General features: G+C 45.1%; 20 protein-coding genes. 11 read left to right on the top strand and 9 right to left on the bottom strand.

Annotated elements, in window-relative coordinates; translation table 11 throughout:
* Window positions 1-68: 68 nt before the first annotated feature.
* The 6 genes from G6047_RS11150 to G6047_RS11125 all read right to left on the bottom strand — a co-directional run bounded on the left by G6047_RS11150 (window position 69) and on the right by G6047_RS11125 (window position 5,965).
* Window positions 69-488, bottom strand: a complete 420-nt coding sequence (locus G6047_RS11150) for an arsenate reductase ArsC (RefSeq protein WP_169527697.1) — start codon at window positions 486-488, stop codon at window positions 69-71.
* On the bottom strand, window positions 485-625 hold the full coding sequence (locus G6047_RS11145; RefSeq protein WP_169527696.1) for a hypothetical protein: 141 nt from the start codon (window positions 623-625) through the stop codon (window positions 485-487). Before G6047_RS11145 ends, G6047_RS11150 begins: the two co-directional genes overlap by 4 nt.
* Entirely contained in the window at window positions 625-957 is a 333-nt protein-coding gene (locus G6047_RS11140; protein WP_169527695.1) for an ArsR/SmtB family transcription factor, read from the bottom strand. The genes G6047_RS11145 and G6047_RS11140 overlap by 1 nt, the downstream gene beginning before the upstream one ends.
* Before the next feature lie 82 nt (window positions 958-1,039).
* A complete protein-coding gene (locus tag G6047_RS11135) occupies window positions 1,040-3,463 on the bottom strand; it encodes an efflux RND transporter permease subunit (RefSeq protein ID WP_169527694.1) in 2,424 nt (807 codons plus the stop codon).
* Between the two features lie 146 nt (window positions 3,464-3,609).
* Window positions 3,610-5,010: a DUF6056 family protein gene (locus tag G6047_RS11130; protein ID WP_169527693.1), complete on the bottom strand. Its 1,401-nt coding sequence runs from the start codon at window positions 5,008-5,010 to the stop codon at window positions 3,610-3,612.
* The gene (locus G6047_RS11125) at window positions 4,988-5,965 is read right to left on the bottom strand and encodes a glycosyltransferase family 2 protein (protein WP_169527692.1); all 978 of its coding nucleotides are present in this window, start codon (window positions 5,963-5,965) and stop codon (window positions 4,988-4,990) included. Before G6047_RS11125 ends, G6047_RS11130 begins: the two co-directional genes overlap by 23 nt.
* A gap of 272 nt (window positions 5,966-6,237) precedes the next feature.
* Here G6047_RS11125 and G6047_RS11120 point away from each other — a divergent pair, with 272 nt between their 5' ends.
* From G6047_RS11120 to G6047_RS11070, 11 genes are all read left to right on the top strand, one after another.
* Complete coding sequence (locus G6047_RS11120) at window positions 6,238-8,490, top strand: cation:proton antiporter domain-containing protein (protein ID WP_169527817.1); 2,253 nt, start codon at window positions 6,238-6,240, stop codon at window positions 8,488-8,490.
* Window positions 8,487-8,813, top strand: coding sequence for a DMT family transporter (locus G6047_RS11115; protein WP_169527691.1), 327 nt, complete (start codon window positions 8,487-8,489; stop codon window positions 8,811-8,813). The genes G6047_RS11120 and G6047_RS11115 overlap by 4 nt, the downstream gene beginning before the upstream one ends.
* The gene (locus tag G6047_RS11110) at window positions 8,814-9,539 is read left to right on the top strand and encodes a sensor histidine kinase (RefSeq protein WP_169527690.1); all 726 of its coding nucleotides are present in this window, start codon (window positions 8,814-8,816) and stop codon (window positions 9,537-9,539) included. It begins immediately after the preceding gene.
* Window positions 9,526-10,248 (top strand): LytR/AlgR family response regulator transcription factor, encoded by a 723-nt coding sequence (locus G6047_RS11105; protein ID WP_317168284.1) that lies wholly within the window; start codon window positions 9,526-9,528, stop codon window positions 10,246-10,248. Before G6047_RS11110 ends, G6047_RS11105 begins: the two co-directional genes overlap by 14 nt.
* Before the next feature lie 93 nt (window positions 10,249-10,341).
* The gene (locus tag G6047_RS11100) at window positions 10,342-12,612 is read left to right on the top strand and encodes a cation:proton antiporter domain-containing protein (RefSeq protein ID WP_169527689.1); all 2,271 of its coding nucleotides are present in this window, start codon (window positions 10,342-10,344) and stop codon (window positions 12,610-12,612) included.
* Between the two features lie 11 nt (window positions 12,613-12,623).
* Window positions 12,624-13,004, top strand: a complete 381-nt coding sequence (locus G6047_RS11095) for a hypothetical protein (protein WP_169527688.1) — start codon at window positions 12,624-12,626, stop codon at window positions 13,002-13,004.
* 245 nt (window positions 13,005-13,249) lie between these two features.
* Complete coding sequence (locus tag G6047_RS11090; protein WP_169527687.1) at window positions 13,250-13,720, top strand: Lrp/AsnC family transcriptional regulator; 471 nt, start codon at window positions 13,250-13,252, stop codon at window positions 13,718-13,720.
* A gap of 368 nt (window positions 13,721-14,088) precedes the next feature.
* Entirely contained in the window at window positions 14,089-14,919 is an 831-nt protein-coding gene (locus tag G6047_RS11085) for a helix-turn-helix domain-containing protein (protein WP_169527686.1), read from the top strand.
* A gap of 96 nt (window positions 14,920-15,015) precedes the next feature.
* The gene (locus G6047_RS11080; RefSeq protein ID WP_169527685.1) at window positions 15,016-15,579 is read left to right on the top strand and encodes a nuclear transport factor 2 family protein; all 564 of its coding nucleotides are present in this window, start codon (window positions 15,016-15,018) and stop codon (window positions 15,577-15,579) included.
* 83 nt (window positions 15,580-15,662) lie between these two features.
* Window positions 15,663-16,496 (top strand): 4,5-DOPA-extradiol-dioxygenase, encoded by an 834-nt coding sequence (ygiD, locus tag G6047_RS11075; RefSeq protein ID WP_169527816.1) that lies wholly within the window; start codon window positions 15,663-15,665, stop codon window positions 16,494-16,496.
* Entirely contained in the window at window positions 16,493-17,215 is a 723-nt protein-coding gene (locus G6047_RS11070) for an alpha/beta hydrolase (RefSeq protein ID WP_169527684.1), read from the top strand. The genes ygiD and G6047_RS11070 overlap by 4 nt, the downstream gene beginning before the upstream one ends.
* Window positions 17,216-17,277: 62 nt before the next feature.
* Here G6047_RS11070 and G6047_RS11065 read toward each other — a convergent pair whose 3' ends face one another.
* The 3 genes from G6047_RS11065 to leuS all read right to left on the bottom strand — a co-directional run bounded on the left by G6047_RS11065 (window position 17,278) and on the right by leuS (window position 21,627).
* Window positions 17,278-17,949, bottom strand: a complete 672-nt coding sequence (locus G6047_RS11065) for a zinc metallopeptidase (RefSeq protein WP_169527683.1) — start codon at window positions 17,947-17,949, stop codon at window positions 17,278-17,280.
* A gap of 319 nt (window positions 17,950-18,268) precedes the next feature.
* Window positions 18,269-18,784 (bottom strand): PH domain-containing protein, encoded by a 516-nt coding sequence (locus G6047_RS11060; protein WP_169527682.1) that lies wholly within the window; start codon window positions 18,782-18,784, stop codon window positions 18,269-18,271.
* Window positions 18,784-21,627 (bottom strand): leucine--tRNA ligase, encoded by a 2,844-nt coding sequence (leuS, locus tag G6047_RS11055; protein ID WP_169527681.1) that lies wholly within the window; start codon window positions 21,625-21,627, stop codon window positions 18,784-18,786. Before leuS ends, G6047_RS11060 begins: the two co-directional genes overlap by 1 nt.
* Window positions 21,628-21,810 lie beyond the last annotated feature (183 nt).

Here is a 21,810-nt window from a genome sequence, read left to right as displayed (position 1 = left end):
GTTAACAGTTAACAAGTAACAGTTGCAAAAAATACCTGGACCGTTTGGATTTCAAAAGCAATCTGATTTTACGATGGCAAGTTATCTTCAATAAATTGTTTAGAGAATTTCCGTATCATGTTCCGGACGCGGATGAATTCAGAAAGCACTTCTTCCGCACTACCGGTCGCCTTTGCCGGATCTGGAAAATTCTGATGAATCCTATCGGCTTTTCCATAAAAAACAGGACAATTTTCATGAGCATTGTCGCACACGGTTATCACAAAATCAAAACAGATATGTGAATATTCAGAAACATGATTTGAGGTATGTTGGGAAATGTCGATGCCATCACGTTTCATGACCTCGATCGCTTTTGGATTTATGCCATGTGTTTCAATTCCGGCGCTGAAAACTTCGGCTTTTTCATCTGAGAAATATCGTAAATAACCTTCTGCAATTTGGCTTCTGCAACTGTTTCCGGTGCACAGGACAAGGATTTTTTTCATACAAGCAACCATATGATATTGATGATACAGAATTTCACGTCCCAGCCAAAGATGAGTTGCAGCACGATGACAGATGAGGTAATGACAATCGGTTTTTTATGTCTGATCCAGAAGCTTAGTTTTTCGGAAACTTCCATCAGCAACAATTTTTCTGTTTGCTTTCGAGACCATCGGCAATAGTCGAAAAATAAACCTTCAATACCTCAATGGCTTTTTCATCGATACAATAACAAATCGCTGTTCCTTCAATCGTCCCTTTGATCAGGCCAGCGTTTTTGAGTTCTTTCAAATGTTGTGAAATTGTAGGCTGGGCGAGTGGTAATTCGCTTACGATGTCACCACAAATGCATGAATCTACTTTCATTAGGAATTCCAGTATAGCGATCCTTGCCGGATGGCCAAGAGCTTTAAGCATTGTTGCGATTTGGTTCTGGTTCGCGGAGAAATGTTCTGTTTTTGTAGTTCCCATAATATTGTTTTATTGCAATATTACAATAAATAGGTATTCGAAAATTATGAGAACAGATTTTAACAAAAAAACATAGAAAAATTTACGACAAATCCTTGTGACCCGGCAAATTATCGATTTCCTCATCGCTTCCTTCGCCAATGGCAACCGAAGGTTGAGGGAAATCCTGTTGGTTCGCCAACCCTTTGTTCAAAGTGAGTACAAGTGACGGAAGCAACATCAGGTTAGACAGCATGCCACATAGCAACGTGAGTGAGACCAATCCACCAAGTGCAACTGTTCCGCCGAATTCGCTCAGCATAAATACGGAGAATCCAAAGAACAACACGATCGAAGTGTAGAACATACTCAAGCCGGCATCGTTGAACGTCGCGTATACAGATCTTCTGATGCGCCAATTGTTGCGTTTAAGCTCTTCGCGGTATTGAGCCAGGAACCGTATCGTATCGTCAACAGATAAGCCGAAAGCGATTCCAAAAACCAGAATTGTCGAAGGCTTGAGCGGAATCCCTATAAAGCCCATGATTCCTGCCGTCAAAAGCAACGGTAACATATTCGGGATCAGTGAAACGAAAATCATCTTGATGGATCGGAACATGAATGCTACAAGAAGAGCTGTCAGGAAAAAGGCAAATAATAAAGATGACAAAAGATTGTCGAGCAGATAACCGGTTCCTTTTTGAAACACGAGTGATTTTCCGGTGATGTGTACGTCGAAATGGTCTTTCGGGAAAATCTGGTCGGCTTCGCGGCGAATGGCAGCTTCGATTTCCGGGATATGTTCGCCATTGTCATCTCGCATGAACACGGTAATTCTGGCATATCGTCCGGTCGAATCGACATAGCTTTTCATGAGGTTCTGACGGCCTTGGGCTGCATTTTTAATGTACGGAAGTATGAAACTTTGTTCCTGTGAATTCGGCAATTCAAAATATTGCGGGTTTCCGTTGTAATAGGTCTGCTTGGCATATTTGACCACATCGACGAGCGACATGGGTTTGGACAATCCCGGAACGGCGGCGATTTCCTTCTCGAACTCCTCCATTTTGGAAAGCACCGACAATTTCATGATGCCTTTCGGTCGTTTGGCATCGATAAGAATTTCAACCGGCATCACGCCATCGTACTCTTTTTCAAAATACGTGATGTCGCGAAAGAACGGTGTCTTCTTTGGCATGTCTTCAATAAGGCTGCCGGAAATCCGCATCTGGTACATGCCCAGCATACTTATCACAAGCAAGCCGATGGCCACCACATAAACAGAAATACGGTTGTGTTTTACGGTTTCGAGTATCCAATCCATAAAGCCTTTCACAGAACCGCGGTCGAGGTGGGAAATATGGCGTTCCTTTGGCGCCGGAATGTAGCTGTAAGCGATCGGGATGATGATGATCGACAGGAAAAACAGCGCGATGATGTTGACGGCCGTGACGTTTCCGAATTCAATCAGCAGTTTATTGTTCGAAGTGATGAAGGTGGCAAAGCCGATGGCAGTCGTGATGTTCGTCATCAGGGTCGCCATCCCGATTTTAGTCGTAACCCGTTGGAGCGACTTGGCTTTATTGCCGTGGATTTTATATTCCTGATGGTATTTATTGGTGAGGAAGATGCAGTTCGGGATTCCGATGACGATGATAAGTGCCGGAACCAAAGCGGTCAAAACGGTGATTTCGTATCCGAACAATCCCAAAAAACCAAACGACCACATGACACCGATGATCACGATTCCGACCGATACCATCGTCGCCCTGAAGCTCCGGAAAAAGAAATAGAACAAGAGTGAAGTCACGATCAAAGAAGCCAGGATAAAGAACCCGATCTCGCTTTTGATGGTTTCGGTATTCATCGTCCGTATGTACGGCATTCCTGAAACGTGAGGCTCGAGCCCGGTTTCTTGCTTGAATTTTTTGGTTGCCGGAACCAGTATTTTAAGAACGAAATCTTTGCGGATTGGCGTGTTTACGATTTTTTTGTTGAGGTAAACCGCGCCTCTCACCGTATGTGTTTTCGGGTTGAAAAGCAATCCCTGGTAAAATGGAAGCTGGGTTAAAAGTTCACCTTTCTTTTGTTTGAGGTAAGCAGCATCTGATATCCTGGAACCATCAGTCCATTCGCGGAGCTCGAATTTCTGTAACGAATCGTTTTTGGAAAGCGTTTTTAGCTGATTGACATCAATGACTAAATCGACTTCTTTTTGGGCCGACAAGGTTTTCATCATCTTGGTCCAGGCCGCAAAGACCTTAGGCGTAAACAGAGAATCGCCGTTCGTGCCGATGACGATGAGGTTGCCTTCTTCCCCAAATTTCCGGATGAAATCGCGATATTCTATGTTTGCCGGATCATCATCAGGGAGCAGGTTGGCTTCAGTGAAACTGAATTTGACGTTCTTCCATTGCATCGTCAGTAAAACAGTGATGAGTGCAATCGAAAGTAACATGACCACTTTGTTGCGGAGTACAACCCGTGCGACAAGCTCCCAGAATCCGAGACTGAACCATTTTACCATTACAGGAAATTTAACGTCTTTGGGCAATCGCCTCAAATCGGCTGCAAAAATAGGTAATCACAAGGATTATAACTTTATGGACCGATTATAATTACAGCGATTTAATGCAATTTTAACAAGCCTTTGATCCGGCGCCGAATCGCTTATTATTCGTTTCCGGTGTATTGGAGGTGTTTGGTTTTAAAATACTGGGCGAGTTGGGCATCTACGAGACCGTTTCCGCCTGGCCAACGATAGGGTAAGACCAAAGGTTTCTTTTCGATAGGTGAAATGATCACCGTATCGTTTTTAGTCGTCCGAAGCATTTCATACGTTGCCAAAACCTGTTTGTGATACGAATTTGCCTTACCGGATGTAATATCGACATATGCATTCATGACATTGGAATTTTGGGAAAGTCCTACCGCAAGTAACGGCAACACTATGAGGCTGATTTTACTGTCGGATAACAACGTATTGGCTTTGGACAGGATTTCCACTTTTTGTATCAATGCAAAAATCAATAACGAAGCGATAAGCGTAAATACAAAAAAGATGGGTGTGTAGGCGCGCTGCGGAATCCAGTTTGTGGCATAAATGCTAGGGAAAAATCCGACGAACAGCATGCCAATCAGGAAAACCAGCGAAACCAAAAGGAATGTTTTTTTGGTTTTCACGAAGAAAAACAAACGATCGATTACAGGTGTTTCGTTTTTAGCTTCTCCCGGAATGCAAAGCAGTATGAGTGTGAGTGAAGTCAGCCAAAAGAAAATCATAAAAATGCTTCGGGCCAATGCCTGACCGCAAGCCTTCAGGAAATGGAAATCAGATTTTGCAAACAAGGCCCCTCGGACAAAATTTCCGGGTGCCGATATCATCAAAAACGAAATCACGAACGCTAGTATAAAAAGAGGCGTAAATCTGTTCAGGTAATTTTTTTGGGAAAACAATAAAAACAATACCAGGCAATTGACGGCATTGACATAGACAGTCATTACTTCATTACACCCGAGACAAATTGCGAGGCATATAACGGCAATCGCTGTGTTTTTTGAAATCCGGAAAACGGAATCAGAATGGAATAGAAGGAGCAATGCATTCAGATATGCCAGAAAAAAGATAATCGGGAGCTGATAGGTAAACGAACCGGCCATCCAATAAAAGGTTTCTCCAAAATCCGGAACGTAGTTGCAGTAAAAGAAGAACAGGAATGCAAAAAGCAGATTCGCATCGACACCTAATTTAAAGATGGTGACGGCATTTTTCACAAGGCGGTGCAACGCCCATGCAGTTCCAAGGATCAGTAACAACGGATGAATGAAAAACAAGGTGAAATTTCCGTAGGAAGCCGGATTCAGACCGGAAATTGCGGCAGAAGAAATATACCTTCCGGACCAGTTGTGATAAAATAGCGATTGGGTTTGCCAGAATCCATTCTTGCGGAAAAATTCTGCATACCAAAAATCGTCGCCTAAAGGCACATTGAAAAAACAAAGCACCAGGAACGGAAAAATAGTGTAGGCAAAAATAAAGAGACTGAGGTATTTAAACGTCTTCAGTTTTATCATGTTGCGGTTCCTGATTATAGCTCGTATTGTAATAATCGTTGATGAAATAGATAGGTCTTTTCTTGGTTTCGGAAAAAACGATTCCCAGATATTCACCCAGTACGCCAATTGACAATAACTGAAGCCCGCCAAGCAAAAGTATGGCAGACATCATGGAAGGATAACCGGCAACCGGGTCTCCGTAGAACAAAGCCTTAATGAGGACTTTTATAAAAAAAATAAAAGATATGAGTGAGATAAGAAACCCAATGACAGAAATAATGCGGAGTGGTTTTATGGAGAATGCCGTAATTCCACGAATAGCAAGATTTATGAGTTTCAGGTAATTCCACTTTGTCTTTCCGGCCTTGCGCTCGTCCCGAACATAATGGATTGCTTTTTTCTTAAAGCCTATGAATGAGAACAGCCCTTTCATATTCCGCTCGTTTTCCTTGAGTTGCTGTAACGCTTTTATGGCTTTGTGGCTCAGCATCCGGAAATCGCCCGTGTCTTTTTGAATGGGTACGGACGACATGATGGCCAAAAGCCTGTAAAATAGGAAGGAAGTCGTTTTCTTCAGTACGCTTTCTCCTTTGCGGGAAGTCCGTTGGGCATAGACATCATCGTAACCGTTTTCGATTTCGGCGACCATGGTGAGAAGCAATTCTGGATTGTCCTGCAAATCGGCATCTATAATGACTAGCGTATCGCCTTTCATATAGTCGAGACCGGCAGTCATGGCGATTTCTTTTCCAAAATTGCGTGAAAGGTCCACAATCGAAATCCTGTTGTCTTTTTGCTGAAGTTGGCAAATCAGGTTAAGTGTGTTGTCGGTGCTTCCGTCGTTTATGAACAGGAACTCGCAGTCACAGGATAAAGATTTGCTTACATTGTTCAACGCATCGAATAAATCATTGATGCATTCTTCCTCATTAAAAACGGGAATCATTACAGTAAGCAATTTTACCTTAGCCATAAAACAGTAAGTGGATTCATTCTTTTGCAATCAGTGCTGAATTGCGGTGACCAAATGTATAAGCAATTGTTCAAAGAAAAAAATGAAAAGGGTTAATTTGGCGGTGATGCAACCCAGACACTATCAAATTCTTCATTGACATTTTGTAAAGCATTGACAAATATCCAATGTCACTTAACGGGTCAACACTCTAATGGAACATCTGTTCCGGAATGCCGTATAATTTATATATTTGGCTTCGCAATTCCGCAAGATTCTCTACCAGACAAGACATGCGTAACCTCAAGAATTCTGCATTCTATATTTTCTTTACGGGTGGTTTTTCAATACTTATGTATTGGATCATTACCAAGGGGAAATTGCTTGAAGATGGGAGCCAGATCATCAGCACTTCATCTGACAAAACCCAATGGGAGGAATTCATTGATTCCATGCAGCACAACCTCCAGCATCCGTTAGCGCTGCTGTTGGCCCAGATCATCACCATCATTTTAATGGCGAGGGTTTTCGGATGGATCTCAAGAAAGCTGGGCCAACCTACCGTTATTGGTGAAATGATTGCCGGAATCGTCCTCGGGCCGTCACTCGTCGGGATGTATTTCCCGGAATATTCCCAGTTGTTGTTTCCAAAGGAATCGCTTGGTAATCTGCAATTCCTGAGTCAGATCGGGCTTATCCTGTTTATGTTCGTCGTCGGGATGGAACTCGATTTAAAGGCGATACAGAACAAAGCCAAAGATGCCGTTGTCATTTCCCACGCCAGCATCATTTTTCCATTCACGCTCGGCGTAGGGCTCGCGTATTTCATTTACGAGCAATATGCGCCAAAACAGGTCGAATTCCTGTCGTTTGCACTGTTTCTCGGAATCGCCATGAGCATCACCGCATTTCCGGTTCTTGCCCGCATCGTACAGGAACGCGGCATCCATAAAACCAAACTCGGGGCTATCGTCATTACGTGCGCGGCTGCAGACGACATTACCGCCTGGTGTATCCTCGCCACCGTAATCGCCATTGTAAAAGCCGGTTCCATTACCAGTTCACTTTATGTCATCGGGCTTGCCCTGGTGTATGTTTTCGTGATGCTGACCGTGGTGCGTCCGTTCCTAAACCGTGTCGCCGAACTCAAGAATTCGCGTGCCAAACTGAGCAAACCGGTTGTTGCGATATTCCTCGTGACCCTTATTATTTCGGCTTACGTATCTGAAATCATCGGCATACACGCGTTGTTCGGAGCCTTTATGGCCGGAGCCATTATGCCTGATAACAACAGGTTCCGAAGCATCATCATTGAAAAAGTAGAAGATGTTTCGCTCATCGTGTTGCTTCCGCTGTTCTTTGTCTTTACGGGTTTGCGTACGCAGATCGGGCTCATCAACGATTCGTCTTTATGGGAAATCCTCGCCTGCATCATTGGAGTTGCCGTTGCGGGTAAATTCCTCGGAAGCGCGATTGCCGCAAAATTCGTCGGGCAGAACTGGAAAGACAGCCTCACGATTGGCGCTTTGATGAACACGCGTGGGCTCATGGAACTCATCGTGCTCAATATTGGGTACGACCTTGGTGTATTGTCCGACCAGGTGTTTACGATGATGGTGCTCATGGCACTTATCACCACGTTCATGACCGGACCGGCACTCGATTTCATCAATTTTTGTTTCAGGAAAAGTAAGGATGCGACGGTTTCAGATGAACCTGACACGACTCGTTTCCGCATCATCGTTTCGTTTGGGAATGCTGCCAAAGGCCGGTTGTTGCTGCGTCTGGCCAATTGTTTTATCCGGAAGGAAGACAATCCGGCGCCTGTCACTTTGCTGCATCTGTCCCAAAGCAACGAACTGCATTCCTTCAATCTCGAGGAACAGGAACGCCGCAGTTTTGCTCCCGTGATATCGGAATCGGAACAACTCGATGTTGAAGTTGAAACCATATTCAAGGCTGTCGGCGACATTGAATCTGAAATTGCGGATACGGCGAACAAAGGAGATTTCGATTTGCTTATCATTGGTGTGGGCCGATCTATTTTCGACGGCTCTTTCTTAGGGCGATTGCTCGGATTCACCACGCGTATCATCAACCCGGACCGATTGCTTGATAAATTCACCGGAAAAGAAGGCCTGTTCGAGAATTCGCCTTTTGACGAGCGCACGAGGCAAATTGTCACAAGAACCAAAATGCCCGTCGCGATTTTCATCGAAAAAGATTTCAAAGGATTCGACCGCGTGTTCCTGCCGCTTTTTTCAGAGAACGATTCCTTTTTGGCAACGTATGCACAAAAACTCGCCATAAACAACGACTCCAGGATCAGTGTTCTCGATTTAAGTGAAAACGAACCGTTGGCTGTAGAAAACCTCATTCGTCAATTTCCGCAACAGGCTGCAATTCTGGCCGACAGGACCATGAAAAAAGAATTCCTCGAACAACAGGATTTAATGCTCGTGAGTTTCGAAAGCTGGAAGAAACTTGTCGATTCCCAAAGCCCGTGGCTGGCCAATGCACCGGCGACAGTAATCATAAAACCATGAATTGGCTCATCCTCATAATCGCAGGATTTTTCGAAGTGGGGTTTGCGTTTTGCCTCGGGAAAGCCAAAGAAGCCGAACCCGGAACGTTTTGGTTCTGGATCGGCGGATTTTTAGTGTCACTGACGATCAGTATGCTATTGCTTTACAAAGCGACCCAGACACTCCCGATTGGAACCGGATATGCTGTCTGGACCGGAATTGGTGCCGTTGGAACCGTTCTCGTCGGAATATTTATTTTCAGGGAACCCGCAACTTTCTGGCGTGTATTTTTCCTGACTACGTTAATCGCTTCGATTGTCGGCCTCAAATGGGCGTCGCACTAAATGGATAGCCAATTTATATATATTGTCCTGATTGTTGTTTTGGCAGTAGTGTCTTTCTGGACAATATTACTTTGGCGTAAATCCGAAACAAAACGGCGCGAAACCGATTCCAGATTCCGCGAACTCGAAAACCGCCTCAATGACCTTCAACTCGAAAACCTCGAATCGCGCCTCAATCCGCATCTGTTCAAAAACATATTGAATTCCATACAGAGCCATGCGTACCAAACGTATTTTGCCCTGGACAAAATGGCCAATGTACTCGATTACATTCTGTACGAAAGCCGCAAGAAATTCGTATCGCCACACGAAGAAATCAATTTTGCGCTGAACCTTATCGAAATCAACAAAATCAAGGTCAGCCCGTTGTTCGATTTGCGTGTCAAGACGGATATCAATGAAACCGATGTGTTGTATGATCAACCGCTGCTGGCGCCAATGGTCAGTATCGACCTGATTGAAAATGCGTTCAAACACGCCGATCTGCAAAGTGCCGGCTCGTTCATTTCTGTCGCGATTGAATTCAGGTCTGGTAGATTTTCGGTCATCGTCTCCAATAAAATCTCAAACCGCAAAGCGTTGCAAAAAGAAAACGGAGGACTTGGCAAAGAAGCACTTGAAAAGCGATTGCAGATTTTACATGGCGATGCTTTTGAGCTGCGGCATTTTGTGGAGAACGATATTTTTACGGCACATTTAAAAATCGACCTGCGTGAAAAAGCTTAGGTGCGTTTTGCTCGACGATGAGCTTCCCGGGCTTGCTTATCTCAAAATGCTGTGTGGGCAGATTCCGGCTTTGGAAATAGTTCAGGCATTCAATGATCCATTGCTTTTTTTGGAAAAACGGGACGAACTCGATTTTGATTTGTGCATCACCGATATCGAAATGCCCGGAATCGACGGACTTTCACTCGCACGGGCGCTTAAAGGAAAACTCGTGATTTTTGTTACAGCTTATAAAGAACATGCCGCCGATGCTTTTGAAATCGATGCGATAGATTACCTGACTAAACCCATAAAGCTCGATCGATTGGAAAAAGCGGTGCAAAAGTGCCTGACGGTCTTTGAAAAACAGACGGCTGCACCTCAATTCCTTCGGGTCAATACTGATAAAGGCAAATCGTTCCTGTATTTTTCCAATGTCTCTATGATAAGCACTGCGGAACAAGATAGCCGTGATAAAAAAGTGATGTTGTCAGATGGCAAACAGATGCTTCTAAAGAATATGACGTTCGATTTTCTGTTGGATTCGTTGCCTGCCGATCAATTTTGCCGAGTCAATAAAAAAGATATCGTTGCGCTATCTGCGGTAAATCATTACACCCATTCCGAAGTTATTTTAAAGACAGCGACTCCTGATATTTCAGTTTCCCTGACCGAAACATACCGCAAGGAATTTCTGCAAAAAGTGGCATCGGCCGGACTTATTACATAAAAGTCCCATCTTGTTACAAACGCCCTTACTTTTGGCAAAAGGTATTTTTTAAACCCAAATCGGAATATCATATTTGCGCCAAATTTCAACGGTATGAAAGGTTTTCGCAATTCTGTTTTTTATGTGGTCATCATCGGTGCGTTTTCGGCCCTGATTTATTTAATCGTAAGCAAGGGCAAATTCCTCGAAGTGGCTTCGGAAATCAAAGCAGCCCCAATGGAAAGTGGTCACTGGAACGACTTTGTAGATGCCATGGCGCAAAACCTGCAACATCCGCTTGCCCTTTTACTCGCCCAGATCATCACGATTATTTTTGCCGCCCGTCTTATGGGATGGTTTTGCCGCAAGATTGGCCAACCGTCTGTTATAGGAGAAATTATTGCGGGGATCATGCTTGGGCCGTCATTGATAGGGATGTACTTTCCGGAATTTTCGGCTCATTTGTTTCCCAAAGAATCATTGGGAAATTTACAGTTCCTGAGCCAGATAGGGCTTATCTTTTTTATGTACGTCATCGGGATGGAACTCAACATCAATGTACTCAAGAACAAAGCTCACGAAGCGGTTGTCATCAGTCATGCGAGTATCATTTTTCCGTTTACATTAGGCGTCGGATTGGCCTATTACATTTATAGTTCTTATGCGCCGACGGGAATTGATTTCCTGTCGTTCAGCCTCTTTATTGGAATTTCGATGAGTATTACGGCGTTTCCGGTTCTGGCCCGTATCGTACAGGAACGTGGCATCCATAAAACCCGTTTGGGTGCGATTGTCATCACGTGTGCAGCTGCAGACGATATTACCGCCTGGTGCATCCTTGCCGCCGTCATCGCCATTGTAAAGGCAGGATCGTTCCTGAGTTCGCTTTACATCATTGGGCTTGCCATATTGTATGTGCTGATCATGTTGCAATTGGTGCGTCCGTTCCTCAAACACATCAGCGAGCTTAAAGGTTCCCGCGAGACGTTGAATAAACCGGTAGTCGCTATCTTTTTCCTGACACTTTTATTGTCGGCTTATGTTTCTGAATTGATTGGAATCCATGCGTTGTTCGGGGCTTTTATGGCCGGTGCCGTCATGCCTGAGAATACCAGGTTCCGAAGTATTTTCATTGAAAAAGTAGAAGATGTCGCCGTTTTGGTTCTGCTTCCGTTGTTCTTTGTCTTTACCGGATTGCGTACGCAGATTGGCCTGATCGACAGCCCTGAAGCGTGGAAAATCGCGGCTTTGGTAGTTGCTGTAGCCGTTACCGGAAAATTCCTCGGTAGTGCCCTCGCGGCAAAATTCGTCGGCCAAAGCTGGAAAGACAGCCTGTCGATTGGAGCCTTGATGAATACACGCGGATTGATGGAACTCATCGTACTCAACATAGGCTATGACCTTGGCGTATTGTCGTCAGAAATATTTACCATTCTTGTCCTTATGGCTTTGGTAACGACATTTATGACCGGTCCGAGCCTCGATCTGATCAATTTTCTGTTCCGTCAGCCCAAATCTTCAGTGCCGGTCGAGGTGAGCAATGTAAGCAAATACCGAATCCTTGTGGCTTTTTCGAATATCGCCGGATCAAAACCGTTGCTGACACTCGCCGATAGCCTGACGCGCAAACAGACCGATAATTCCGCGGTGACTGCGTTGCATTTGTCTTTAAGTACCGAACTCCATGCATTCGATGTCAAAGATTCCGAACGCGAATTCAATATGGCCATCAGTCACGAAGCCGAAGTTATGGAACGTGAGATCGAACCGGTTTTCAAAGTGACGAACGATATTGAAAACGACGTGATCGAAGTGGCCAACCAAGGCCGTTATGATTTATTGCTGATTGGTTTGGGACGATCAATCTTTGAAGGAACGTTGCTCGGAAAAGTTCTCGGCTTTACGACACAAATCATAAATCCGGATCGTTTGCTGGATAAATTCACAGGAAAAGAAGGGCTGTTCGAAAATTCCCCTTTTGATGAACGGACGCGTCATATTGTGGCCCAGAGCAAGATGCCCGTGGGTATTTTCCTCGATAAGGATTTCAAATCGGCGGACAGGATTTTTGTCCCGGTTTTTTCCAAAGAAGATGTGTTTCTGGTGGAATATGTGCGTCAGTTCATCCACAATAACGGGTCTCAGGTAATCATTCTCGATGCGGGCGAAGAAATTAAGAACACGACAGAATTCCGTGAAAAGATCCGGTCGATAGAACAAATCGCCCCGAACCATATTTCTGTCATTAGCACCAAAACCATCAAAAAGGAATTCCTCGATGAGCAACAATTGATGGTCGTGAGCCTCGACAGCTGGAAAAAACTGGTCGATTCGCATAGCTTGTGGCTTAACAGTACACCTTCGGTATTGATCGTCAAACCTTAACCAAACTTCATATGATTTCTTTGAAATTGCCGATGCTTTTAGCGTCCCTGCTGCTGTATGCGTGTGTTTTTGCACAAACCCAAACTGAATCGGAAGCCAAAAAAGTAGATATTGGTATTGATGGCATGCTTGGCCTTTCCATTGGCGAAAAAACGGTCGGGATCAATGTGGGCGGCCCAAGCCTTAAATTCAAGGTTGGTGATTTTAAAATTGGAGTTGGTGCTTTTCCTTCGCTTTTTATACGTGACGATAAAGCTGTGCCGAGGCTTGCCGTTTCGCCCATCGTCGAATATAAAAAATGGATGCTGATTGCGCCTTACTACGGATATACGGCTGATAATTCCAAACAGATCTGGACGTTCGGGATTGGATATCGGTTTATGAAACTCTGATTTTCCTGGAAAATTCGCTGACAATTTTTTTGTGACAATTTTTTTTGTCAAAAGAGTTTTGTCAAAGCATCGTGACATTTTTTTTGCGACAAAATATTTTGTCAGGATAAACTTGTCGCGGCCCACAATTAATGGGGACATTTTATAATTCCGGAATTTCTAAGATATATCCGGAAAATAAGATTTAAGTTATATTTGCTTTCGATTTAAAGGCAGGATACGGTCGACACTTAAAAATTGAAAGCATGAAAATCAATTCACTTCAAATTGAAATTGACGGAATCGATAAGGAAATCCTGCGGGATTTGATGGAAGACGCGCGAAAACCGATTCTGCAGATTGCAAATAAAATTGGTATTTCCGGGGCGGCTATCCATCAGCGGTTGCGGAAACTCGAACAGGCAGGTGTGATTTCCGGATCAAAATTCACAGTGAATACGCGTGTTTTGGGCTATCATACGATGGCTTTCGTTGGGATATTCCTTGAGAAGGCGTCGAGTAATTCCGAGGCCGTGCGCGAACTCAAAAAAATCCCGGAAGTTCTTGAATGTCATTACACCACTGGAAACTGGTCTATTTTGATTAAGATGATCTGCCGCGATAACGAACATTTGATGCAGTTGCTCAACAAGAACATCCAACCAATCAAAGGTGTTTCAAGGACGGAGACTTTTATTTCGCTGGAGCAGCAGATTGAGCGGCAAATCCAGCTATAGCTATTTCGATTTAGGGAATATTTCAATTGCCGTTTATAAAACCTTCCAGGATTATTAATCCTGGAAGGTTTTATAAACCTGGAAGGTCTATGGTAACATATTCCGACGCATTCCGGATACACTTTTTCTGTATCAAAAGTTAAAGTTTCAACCAGAGAACAAAGTCCCTGATTCAAGCACGTGGCCCGGATGGAAGTGGCAGCCCTTTGCAGCAACGGCGTTTGATTTGCGCTTTTGCAGGAGCGACCAACGGAAGCTTTTGCAAAGGCTGCAAATCAAGACGGTGCCAGAAGGCTACAGCGTACAGCCGGAATTTGCCGCCCAAAACATAAAAATCAATACTTTTAGAGTCATTCAAATGCATGTTGATGAATGATCTGATAAAAATATTCAGGGTCGGAGTGTCCGAAGCCGACAAAATTGCAGGCCAGACCAACGAGCCGCATCATCACGAATTCGAGGAGTTGTTACTCGGGAAAAAAGGCCAGCTCGAACATTTTATAGATTTCCAATCTACGCTCATGGATGCGCCATTCGTGAGTTTCGTGACTCAGGGGAAAATCCATCGGGTCAGGCCGTTGCCCAAAGACGGCGAATGTGATATCTGGGTGATCCGGTTCAAAAACGAATTCATTGCCGAAACGACTTTCCAACTCTACGCCTCGTTTCACGACAACGCCAGTTTTTGCATGAAAGCCGATGATTGCTTTGAACGCATGGAACTATTGTGCGACATGATGTACCGCGAATATTCTCAGCCAGCTCCGGATTTAGCCGTGATCCGGCAATTGCTGACCACACTTTTTACGGTGATTGAATCTGAAAGGGGGAAATTGAATTTGGCCGCAAACGAATCCAGAAAAATCCAAAGCATCACATTCCGGAACTTTCTGAAACTGCTCGAAGCCCATTTTCGTGAAGCGCGCGATGTGAACTTCTATGCCGAAAAATTGTTTATGAGCGCCCGTAACCTGAACCTGATCTGTCAATCGGTATTGCAGCAAAGCGTATCTGAAATCATAGAAACAAGAAAATTGACCGAGGCCAAAAATCTGCTGCTGACGACTGACCTGACCGTCGCGGAAATTGGGTACGAACTGGGTTTCAAAGAAAAAACCTATTTCACCCATACTTTCAAACGCAAGGCGGGAATGACGCCAACCGATTTTCGCAAGGAAATGAACGGCTTGATTTCGTAGGTCGATTTCCGGATATCACAACTTTTCTTCCTAAATCTGTTACCCGTTTTGTTTGGTTCCGACTGAAATTTGCAATGTAATTTTAATACGATCCACATGAAAAATTCAGTTTATACCATTGCATTGCTTTTTGTTGCCGTTTTCGGATTTTATAATTGTTCCGATGTTAAAAAGGATAATCCGGGCGATGAGGTCTTGAAACAGGTTCAGGAATTAGCGGCAACCAATGAAGTCATCGCGAAAAATTTAAAAACATTCGATACCCTTGATTATACGGTTTTCAGCAACCGCGAATGGAAGCGTCTGCATGAAAGCCATGCCAAAGATATCGTAGTCCATTTTCCGGACGGCCATTCTGAAAAAGGTCTCGAACAACACATAAAAACGCTGGATGCGATGTTTGTTTATGCTCCGGACACGCGTATCAAGGAGCATCCCATTAAAATCGGCTCCGGAAATATCACGGCCGTAATGGGTTATATGGAAGGGACTTTTACCCAGCCGATGCCGATTGGGGATGGTAAATTCATCCACCCGACGGGAAGAAAATTCAAGCTTCCGATGGCGACCATTGGAATTTGGAAAGCAGACGGGACAATGAGCGAGGAATATTTGTTCTGGGACAACAAATCGTATATGGACCAGATTACGGGCAACTGATTTTTAACGCCTACCGAAACGAATTTATGAAACGCAAAGATTTTTTAAAGACCATGGCAATCCTACCACTTGGAGCCGCCGCGATGAAACTCGATTCGCTGCGACAAATCACAGATGCATTCGGCCCGACCGAACGGATGCCGGTTTTGTTCCTGGGTCACGGAAACCCGATGAACGCCATTGAGAACAATTCTTTTACGCAAGGCTTTGAGTCAATGGGAAATAAGCTGCCAAAGCCCCGGGCGATTCTTTGTGTTTCCGCTCATTGGGAAACCAAAGGTACGTTTGTAACTGCCATGGAACATCCGGAAACCATCCATGATTTTGGCGGATTTCCACAGGCGCTTTTCGATGTGCAGTATCCTGCGCCAGGAAGTCCGGAACTCGCAAGGGAAACTCAGGAATTGGTGAAAACGGTTCCTATTGGATTGACACGGGAATGGGGTTTGGACCACGGCTGCTGGACGGTGGTTAAATTCCTGTTTCCGAATGCCGATGTGCCGATTGTAGAAATGAGTATCGACTACACCAAACCGGCAGCTTATCATTACGAACTCGGGAAACAACTTTCTGCCCTGAGACGCAAAGGCGTGCTGATTATCGGAAGCGGAAACACGGTACATAATTTACGCATGGTTGCCTGGGACAAAATGAAAACCTCGGGTTATGGCTATGATTGGGCGATTACGGCCAATGAAAAAATAAAAGGTTATTTGGCCGACGGAAACCATCGGCCACTTATCGATTATGACAAACAGGGAAAGGAATTCCAGATGGCGATTCCTACGCCGGAGCATTATCTGCCGTTGCTGTATACGTTAGGTTTACAGGAAAAAGATGAAAAGGTGACGTTGTTCAATGATGCGCTGATTGGCGGTTCGCTCAATATGTTATCTGTCAAAATAGATAAGGCATGATGCGTAAGAGTTTCATCTTTATTACCATTGGATTCATCACCATCACAAGACTGGATTTCAATATGACACCAACAGATACAGTTTCATTGCATTATCTCGTCCGCAAACCCAAAGTCAAAAAAGAGAAAACGCCGTTGCTGATTCTGTTGCATGGCGTAGGAAGCAACGAACAGAATATGTTTTCCATGGCGAATTCCTTTCCGGCAGATTTCCTTGTCGTTTCCGCCCGCGGCCCGATAACTTTGGGGCCAAATGCTTTTGCGTGGTTCCAGGTTGAATTCACTCCGGACGGCCCAATTATCAATAAAGAACAGGCGGAAAGTTCCCGAAAACAACTGATACAATTTATTGCCGATTTGAAGAAAACCGAAGATTTCGACCCTTCCCAAGTCTATCTGTTAGGTTTTAGCCAAGGCGGAATCATGAGTTATTCCGTTGCATTGACCGAGCCGTCAGCGGTAAAAGGAATTGCGGTGATGAGCGGCCGTTTGTTGCCGGAAATAAAGCCGATCGTCGCATCTGAAAACAATCTGGAGAAACTAAAGGTTTTCATTTCTCACGGAACAAATGATCAGGTACTCAGGTTTCAATATGCTAGAGATGCCGTCGGTTACCTGAAAAACAAAGGCATCAATCCCGAATTTCATTCCTATCAGGATGGTCATGCCATCAATCCGGAAATGCTGCGCGATGTGGTGGAATGGTTGGGGAAACACTAATTCCTGACAAATAAAAAAATCCGCCTCGGTCATGAAGCGGATTTTGTTTTTATAAGTTGAAATTATCGCCGGTTGTTGTAAATCGAAATGTAATACAGCAAGGTTGCCAACGACCCGATTGCAGCTACGACATAGGTTCTCGCTGCCCATTTCAATGCATCTTTCGCCGCATCGTGTTCGCGGGGCGTGACCATATGTTTGTTTTCCAGCCAAGCCAGCGCGCGGTTGCTGGCATCATATTCAACGGGTAAGGTGATGAACGAAAATAATGTGGTCAGTGCAAAAATCACGATTCCGATGAGCAACAATTGTGGGAACGTCCGAACCATCAAAATTCCCGCAATCAAAATCCATTGTACCAAACTTGACGCGACATTAACCACTGGAACCAAAGTGGAACGCATCTGCAACCAACCGTAAGCGGTGGCATGCTGGACAGCGTGTCCGCATTCGTGGGCAGCGACGGCAGCTGCGGCGGCATTTCTCTGGTTGTAGACAGCTTCGCTGAGGTTTACGGTTTTATCGGCCGGATTGTAATGATCTGTGAGACGACCCGGAGTCGAGATTACACGGACGTCACGGATTCCGTGGTCTGCGAGCATTTTTTCTGCTATTTCGGCACCGCTCATATTATTCTGCAGGTGCATTTTGGAGTATTCCTCGAATTTACTTTTGAGCCTCCATGAGACGAGCCCACTCGCACCCATGATGGCAATGATCAGTATCCAATACATATTGATGTGTTTAAAATCGAGGGGCGATTGTCAAATTTGGAACCACATTGGAAAAATGACAGGTTGGCAGTTTGATAGGTTCGTTGTTTTATCACCATTCGAATTTACTTCCGACAAACTGTGGCCGGAAAAAAGATTTGTCAAACATTCCGGACAAAAGTGTTGCGACAAATTATTTTGTCGCAGCCTTTTGTCGTGGAAAATTATTCGGAGTCCGTCTCGAAAACCAATTCTGCCCAATTCTGCCACAGAAATTCAATGCGGACATTACACCAATACTCTTTTTTGTGAGAATAATTTTCAGGGCCAATCTGTATTCTTATGCCAAATTCAGACCATCGATTTTATTCCTGAGTTCAGACAAAAATGCATCGGTATCTTTAGGTGAAACCAGCACTTTTTCAGATTTGACCTCAAGCATCAGTACGTTTTTCCTTCTGGTTAAATACCACGTCATGCTTCCATAATCATGGTTCGAAAAGTAGCCGTAGTATCCAAAAAGACCGCCGCAGCCCAACGTGCGGATCAGGCCCTTGTTCGGGACGCTTTCGATTCTGACGATGGATGAAATGTCAGATAACCTAAACTCCGCATCATTCCAGGCCGGGCGTTTTACCAGAAGTTTGTCTGCCGAAATCACGTAAGCAGACGGCTTCAGGCCATAGGCAATCCCAAATATCACGACCAACATAATCGTCGGATAGAGCCGAACCGCATTTTTAGCTTCATCAGGCGCCAACCAGATGGTTCCCAGAATCGACAAAAACAGAATGCCGATCCCAAAACTGATGATTCGGGACATTTTGTCAAGCGGAGCCACATCGAACCGTTTCATCAGGCCACGATGTTGATGATGCGTCCCGGAACGACGATTACTTTTTTAGGCGCATTTCCACCCAGTTGTGTTTTCGTACGCTCGTCGTCCATAATGATTTTTTCGATTTCCGAGGCAGACAGATCAAGCGGCAGTTCGATGGTGAACTTGGTCTTTCCGTTGAACGACACCGGATATTCCTTGCTGCTTTCGATGAGATAATCCGGATTGAAATCCGGGAACGGCGCGGTTGAAATACTGGTTTGATGACCCAAACGATGCCATAATTCCTCGGCGATATGAGGTGCATAAGGCGAAACCAAAATGGCAAGCGGTTCCAATACGACACGCTCGTGGCAATTCATCGCCGTGAGTTCGTTGACGGCAATCATGAACTGGCTAACAGAAGTATTGAACGAGAAACCTTCGATGTCGTCCTGCACTTTCTTAATCGTTTTATGAAGCGTTTTTAAAGCCTCTTTGCTCGCCGGATTCGCCGTGACAATCAATCCGTTGTCATCGAAATACAAACGCCACAGTTTTTTAAGGAACCCGAAGACTCCTGTAATTCCGGCGGTATTCCACGGTTTGGCCTGTTCAAGCGGACCGAGGAACATTTCGTAAAGACGCAGCGTATCGGCTCCGTATTCGTTGCAGATGTCGTCTGGGTTTACGACGTTGTATTTGGATTTGGACATTTTTTCGACTTCGCGGGAGACAATGAACTTACCGTTGTCTTCGGTGACGAATTCGGCGTTCGCGAAATCGGGGCGCCATTTTTTGAAGCCTTCGATGTCGAGTTCTTCCGATGCATTGACAAGGTAAACATCTGCGTGAATCTGTTGAACCTTTTGATTCCCGATTTTGTTCTTTGAAACGAATGTATTGGTTCCTTCAAGACGGTGCACAAACGCACTCGTCCCCAAAATCATCCCCTGATTGATCAGCTTATTAAAAGGTTCCTCCTTCGAAATAAAACCACGGTCGAACAAAAACTTATTCCAGAAACGGCTGTACAGCAAATGCCCGGTCGCGTGTTCCGAACCGCCTATGTATAAGTCCACATTCTGCCAGTATTGCTCCGCTTCTTTGGAAACGAAAGCATCCTTGTCATGCGGATCCATATACCGCAGCCAATACCATGAACTTCCGGCCCAACCCGGCATGGTGTTGAGCTCGAGCGGGAAAACGGTTTTATTGTCGACGTGGTCGTTTGGAACCACTTCGTTTTTGGAAATATCCCAAGCCCATGTTGTAGCGTTTCCAAGAGGTGGGGAACCGTCTTCTGTCGGCAGGTATTTTTCGACTTCCGGCAAACGGATCGGTAAATGGGCGGCATCGATCATCTGTGGCAATCCGTTCACGTAATAAACGGGAAATGGTTCGCCCCAATAGCGTTGTCGGGAGAACACGGCATCACGCAATCGGTAATTGGTTTTTCCTTTGCCAGATTGGACTTTTTCGAGTTCTTCAATCACTTTTGCCGTCGCCGATTTATAATCGAGGCCGTTCAAAAAGCCTGAATTCTGATAACTCACATTGTTCTTATCGGTAAACGCCTGTTCCGAAATATCGACACCATCGAAAATATTCTCGATTGGAATTTCAAAGTGTTTGGCAAACGCATAATCTCTTTCATCTCCGGCAGGAACGGCCATAACGGCTCCGGTTCCGTAACCTGCAAGCACATAATCGCCGACCCAGATTGGGATAGGGCGGCTCGATAACGGATGCGTGGCATAAGCGCCTGTGAACACACCGGAAATGGTTTTGACATCGGCCATGCGTTCGCGTTCGGAACGTTTTGCGGTAGCTTCGATATAAGATTCGACGGCTTCTTTTTGGTCGTCGGAAACGATTTTGGAAACCAGGTGGTGCTCGGGTGCAAGTGTCAGGAACGTCACCCCGAAAATCGTATCGGGGCGTGTCGTGAATACTTCGATCTGCGGGATTTCGTTTTCAGGAAAAGATTCGGCGGCCGAACCTGTAAGTTTAAATTTGACCGATGCCCCGACCGATTTCCCGATCCAGTTACTCTGTGCGTCTATAAGCGATTGTGTCCAGTCGATGTCGTTCAAACCTTGCAGCAACCGTTCGGCATACGCAGAAATCCGCATGCTCCATTGGGTCATTTTTTTGCGGATGACCGGAAAGCCGCCGCGTTCCGAAACCCCATTGACGATTTCGTCGTTGGCCAGTACAGTTCCAAGCCCCGGACACCAGTTGACTTCGGTTTCGGCGAGATAGGTGAGGCGGTAACCTAAAAGAATCTGTTGTTGTTTTTCGGTTGGCCAGCCGTTCCAATCTGCAGCGGAAAAAGATTCAATGTTGTCATCTGAAACCGCATCGACAGTGGCATTCCCGTTTTTTTCGAATTCGGAAACCAACGTGCAGATGCTTTCGGCTTTGTCTGTGGTTTTATTGTACCACGAATTGAAAAGCTGAATAAAAATCCATTGCGTCCATTTATAATAGGAAGGGTCAGATGTACGGACTTCGCGTTCCCAATCGAACGAAAACCCGATTTTATCAAGCTGTTCGCGGTAACGTGCAATGTTCTCCTTTGTGGTTTTCTCCGGATGCTGGCCGGTCTGTATGGCATATTGTTCAGCCGGAAGACCAAAACTGTCGTAACCCTGCGGATGCAATACGTTGAAACCCTGATGGCGTTTGAAGCGTGCATAGATGTCGCTCGCTATGTAACCCAGTGGATGGCCTACGTGCAAGCCTGCTCCTGACGGATAAGGGAACATGTCAAGCACATAATATTTCGGTTTGTCGGAATGGTTCGAGGCGGCGAAAGTTTGTTCTTCTGCCCAGAATTTTTGCCAGCGGGCTTCTATTTCGTTCGGGTTGTACTTCATAAGTCGAATGTCGAATGCCGAAAGTCAAATGGACTGTGACAATCTGATACAGTAAGGTTATTTCAGGCGTTTGCGTGAGGGATCGAGGCATTTGTCTAAGCTCCTGTCCAGCCGTTCTTAAGGCGGACAGAGCGAGTGCTGAGTGCCCGACCCTTGTGGTCACGCCCAAAACTTTAAATTAAA

It is taken from the genome of Flavobacterium silvaticum, assembly GCF_012911565.1.
GTDB lineage: Bacteria > Bacteroidota > Bacteroidia > Flavobacteriales > Flavobacteriaceae > Flavobacterium > Flavobacterium silvaticum.
The sequence above is the reverse complement of the archived record's forward strand: the minus strand, read 5'-3'. Positions and strand labels throughout refer to the sequence as shown.

Bases quoted from the DNA above. Each gene is read 5' to 3' on its own strand.
- G6047_RS11110 (WP_169527690.1), top strand. From the start codon at position 8,814: ATGGATAGCCAATTTATATATATTGTCCTGATTGTTGTTTTGGCAGTA.
- G6047_RS11115 (WP_169527691.1), top strand. From the start codon at position 8,487: ATGAATTGGCTCATCCTCATAATCGCAGGATTTTTCGAAGTGGGGTTT.
- G6047_RS11150 (WP_169527697.1), bottom strand. From the start codon at position 488: ATGAAAAAAATCCTTGTCCTGTGCACCGGAAACAGTTGCAGAAGCCAA.
- G6047_RS11100 (WP_169527689.1), top strand. From the start codon at position 10,342: ATGAAAGGTTTTCGCAATTCTGTTTTTTATGTGGTCATCATCGGTGCG.
- G6047_RS11080 (WP_169527685.1), top strand. From the start codon at position 15,016: ATGAAAAATTCAGTTTATACCATTGCATTGCTTTTTGTTGCCGTTTTC.
- G6047_RS11125 (WP_169527692.1), bottom strand. From the start codon at position 5,965: ATGGCTAAGGTAAAATTGCTTACTGTAATGATTCCCGTTTTTAATGAG.
- ygiD (WP_169527816.1), top strand. From the start codon at position 15,663: ATGAAACTCGATTCGCTGCGACAAATCACAGATGCATTCGGCCCGACC.
- G6047_RS11145 (WP_169527696.1), bottom strand. From the start codon at position 625: ATGGAAGTTTCCGAAAAACTAAGCTTCTGGATCAGACATAAAAAACCG.
- G6047_RS11070 (WP_169527684.1), top strand. From the start codon at position 16,493: ATGATGCGTAAGAGTTTCATCTTTATTACCATTGGATTCATCACCATC.
- G6047_RS11060 (WP_169527682.1), bottom strand. From the start codon at position 18,784: ATGAAACGGTTCGATGTGGCTCCGCTTGACAAAATGTCCCGAATCATC.
- leuS (WP_169527681.1), bottom strand. From the start codon at position 21,627: ATGAAGTACAACCCGAACGAAATAGAAGCCCGCTGGCAAAAATTCTGG.
- G6047_RS11120 (WP_169527817.1), top strand. From the start codon at position 6,238: ATGCGTAACCTCAAGAATTCTGCATTCTATATTTTCTTTACGGGTGGT.
- G6047_RS11140 (WP_169527695.1), bottom strand. From the start codon at position 957: ATGGGAACTACAAAAACAGAACATTTCTCCGCGAACCAGAACCAAATC.
- G6047_RS11130 (WP_169527693.1), bottom strand. From the start codon at position 5,010: ATGATAAAACTGAAGACGTTTAAATACCTCAGTCTCTTTATTTTTGCC.
- G6047_RS11065 (WP_169527683.1), bottom strand. From the start codon at position 17,949: ATGTATTGGATACTGATCATTGCCATCATGGGTGCGAGTGGGCTCGTC.
- G6047_RS11095 (WP_169527688.1), top strand. From the start codon at position 12,624: ATGATTTCTTTGAAATTGCCGATGCTTTTAGCGTCCCTGCTGCTGTAT.
- G6047_RS11090 (WP_169527687.1), top strand. From the start codon at position 13,250: ATGAAAATCAATTCACTTCAAATTGAAATTGACGGAATCGATAAGGAA.
- G6047_RS11135 (WP_169527694.1), bottom strand. From the start codon at position 3,463: ATGGTAAAATGGTTCAGTCTCGGATTCTGGGAGCTTGTCGCACGGGTT.
- G6047_RS11085 (WP_169527686.1), top strand. From the start codon at position 14,089: ATGAATGATCTGATAAAAATATTCAGGGTCGGAGTGTCCGAAGCCGAC.